The organism is uncultured Thiodictyon sp., assembly GCF_903946935.1.
Classification (GTDB): Bacteria; Pseudomonadota; Gammaproteobacteria; order Chromatiales; family Chromatiaceae; genus Thiodictyon.
The window spans coordinates 1-2,883 of record NZ_CAJAXH010000116.1 but is presented as its reverse complement, the minus strand read 5'-3'; the positions used below and the strand labels follow the sequence as shown (position 1 = coordinate 2,883).

The following is a 2,883-nucleotide window of genomic DNA, read 5'->3' as shown; positions in this document are numbered from 1 at the left end:
CCGCTTCGCGCGCTCGTTGCGACGCGTGTCGCCCAGGTCAATCGCCAGAAATTCCTCGTCTGCCCAGCTCACGGTGCCCCCAGAAACTATCTGAAGACTGAATTTTACACCGTACACCTAAAGTTGTGTGTAACGGGATGCGTTAACCTCCAGCTTGCACCTGCGATTTTCTTCAAATTGCTGAAAAGAAATTGAAGCGGCGTTTTCGGTATCGACGATCCAATCCTTACAGTCTTGTAAGCGAATCAGTTTAAATATGGAGTCTTGCCAATCCGGCCCCCTCACCCCATTGGTGATTGACCTATCAGGGTCGACAAGAACTGCCAATCGCTCAACCGCCAACCGCGACGAAAGTAAATTAGTCGCTTCTAACGCGCGCGGGTTATAGAACCAACAGTCAAGACGGTGCTGAAAATCAGCGCAAGATACTCGCAATGCGAACATTTATTGTCCTTCCAATAGCGCTCTAATTTTCGCCTTTGATATTCATTGTCTTATTTGTGTCCTTCGTGCCTTTGTGGTGAGTCCTACTCGCCGCGCCTGTACGTGCCGACGATCTTGTCGAGGTCATTCGGTACCCCCGCCGAGTAGTCCTCAATGTTGTTCTTGACCACGTATCCCAGCGTATCGGCCACCGCCATGAATACATCGGTCTGTGGCTCGGGCAAGAACCGGTTGTGGTCGTCGGCCGCGGCATGACGCTTCTGCAGGTACAGGATCGAGGTCTTGGCCCCCGTGCCGGAGAGCTTGAAGGTATCAGACGGCAGCGAGATCACCGCCTTGACGATGGCCTTGCCGCCGACGAACTCACCGGTCTGCTCGTCCTTGCGCCCCATGATGTACTCGCGCACATAGCGATCACCTGAGTTGCAGAGTACACCGTCCGGCAGGACGATCAACAGCCGTCCGCCGGGCTTGAGCAGTTGCAGACAGCGGTCGATGAAGAGCACCGCCGGGTCGATGGAGCCGCCCTTTACCGGCTGCCAATTGTCCTTGCGGTCCGGCTTGCTGCCGAGCGCGAGGCCCCCGGTGCTCGGGTGCAGCTCGTAGCGCGGCTTCTTGCCGCCGGAGACCTTACGCAGATCCGTGCGGTAGCCGGCCCAGATCGGGTCGCCGTGCTCGTCCTTATACAGATCACCGGTGTCGACCCAGGCCTTGACGGCCCAGTTGTACCAGGCGTTATAGGATTGGACGACCTGCTCCGCGGGCCGGAAGCCGCCCAGGATCTGCTCCATGTTGGACTCGTACTGCGCCTTGGACCCCTGGCCCTTGGCGTCGGACCCAAACTTGGGCGTGCCGAAGGGCGGATTGGTGCAGATCAGGCTGAAGCTGTTGGGCTTGAGTGCGCGGGAGGTCAGCGAGTTGTCGGTGTAGAAGATCTTGGCCTTGGGCGCACCTTGCAGGGCCATGTTGACGCGGGCGAGCATGACCATGCGCGGGGCCGAATCCGCGCCGACAAAGCCGTGCTCGATGATGTCACGGTACATGGGCTCCTTCTCCGCATCAGGGATGGCGGCGAGCTGAACCCAGATCAGTTGGCGCAGTCGGCTCAGGGCAACGGAGCCGAAGCCGAAGCTGCCGCAGGTGGGATCGCAAAAGCGAAAGTTGCCGGCGGTCAGTTCCTCGATGGACTTGGTGTCCAGCGCGATGTCGTGGAAGGCGATGTCGAGCATGGCTTGCTTGACCGGGTTGGGGGTCAGGTAGACACCCAGGCCGCCCTTGGACTCGAAGTTGGCGCGCAGGAAGACATCGAACACCCGCCCCAGCACGTCGCCGGAGACATCGGCCAGGGTCCCCTGATCCTTGCCGGGGATCGGGCGCCCCTGGTTGTCGGTAACCGGTCCCAGGTCCTGAATCGCCTCCAGCAGGGTCTCGTAGTTGCGCGGCTGGGTCAGGCGCAGGTGGGTCTTGGGGTCGAAGATGGGGCTTTGGGTGCCGTCGTCCGCGGTGATGACATAGTCCGGGTGGGACTTGAGCGCATCGAATGCGGCCTGGATCTGCTCCACCGCGAGTGCCCCGTGCGCCTTCACGTAGGCGTAACTGAAGACCTCACGGAAGTTGAGCTGCTGACCCTGGTAGTCGAAGCTCAAGTGTTCACCGTGATGGCAGCGGAAAGACTCCAGGAACAGGAGCTTGGCGACCTCTTCAATGATGTCGTTCTTGTCCGATACGCGGTCCTTGACGTTCTGGTAGACCTGCTCGTGGAAGGCGTCGAGCCGGTGCATCAGGCGCGTATAAATCTTCATGGACCAGGTGAAGGTCTGATCCTTGCGCAGGCGCTCGTGCTCCCGGATCAGGCCGATACCGGGGATGGTATCGACCGACTGGGTGCCGCTGGCGCCGAACAGCTCGTAACAGCGCTCGTGGCTGTCGTCTTTGAGGTGGCAGAAGACGGGCCAGGTGTCCCCCGGTAGGGCGGCCAGGAGCCCGATGGCCAGGTCGTCGAGCCGCGCCGGTTCGGACGTGTCCCAGTGGCCGGGTGCCAGGGCGATCAGCAGAATACGGGGCGTCTCGTTGCCGTCGACCTCGCCCCAGATGAGCCCCGCCTGAAGGTATTCATGGTCGCTCGGCAGGTCATGCGCCGAACCGAAGTCCCGATACTGGTTGCGCAGCGCGCGATACAGCGGCGCGAGGGTTTCTTCCGTCATTGTCATCTGCTCTGATCGTTTCACTGCAAGGTCTTTAAAGATTCACCACAAAGACACAAAGAGCACAAAGTCATTCTTCTCCGTGTCCTTTGTGCGTAATCGTTCAGACCCCCCCCTTCCGGAACGCGGTGGCGTGGGGGCATTGTGTTGGAGGATAGCACCCCAACAGTTGGTGGCGTCGCGGGGACCCCACCGTTCAGCCTGACGCGCACATGAAACTCGACCGACACGATCT

The 2,883-nt window shown here is 60.2% G+C and carries 2 protein-coding genes; both read right to left on the bottom strand.

Annotated elements, in window-relative coordinates:
* Positions 1–72: transposase DNA-binding-containing protein (locus tag QZX93_RS27330; RefSeq protein ID WP_366760121.1), on the bottom strand; the 72-nt coding region annotated here is incomplete at its 3' end.
* Positions 73–527: 455 nt separating this feature from the next.
* Positions 528–2,648 carry an N-6 DNA methylase gene (locus QZX93_RS10140; RefSeq protein WP_295384642.1) on the bottom strand — a complete coding sequence of 707 codons (2,121 nt, stop codon included), beginning with the start codon at positions 2,646–2,648 and terminating at the stop codon, positions 528–530.
* Positions 2,649–2,883 lie beyond the last annotated feature (235 nt).

Coding starts and splice junctions, on each gene's coding strand:
- QZX93_RS10140 (WP_295384642.1), bottom strand. CDS start 2,648: ATGACGGAAGAAACCCTCGCGCCGCTGTATCGCGCGCTGCGCAACCAG.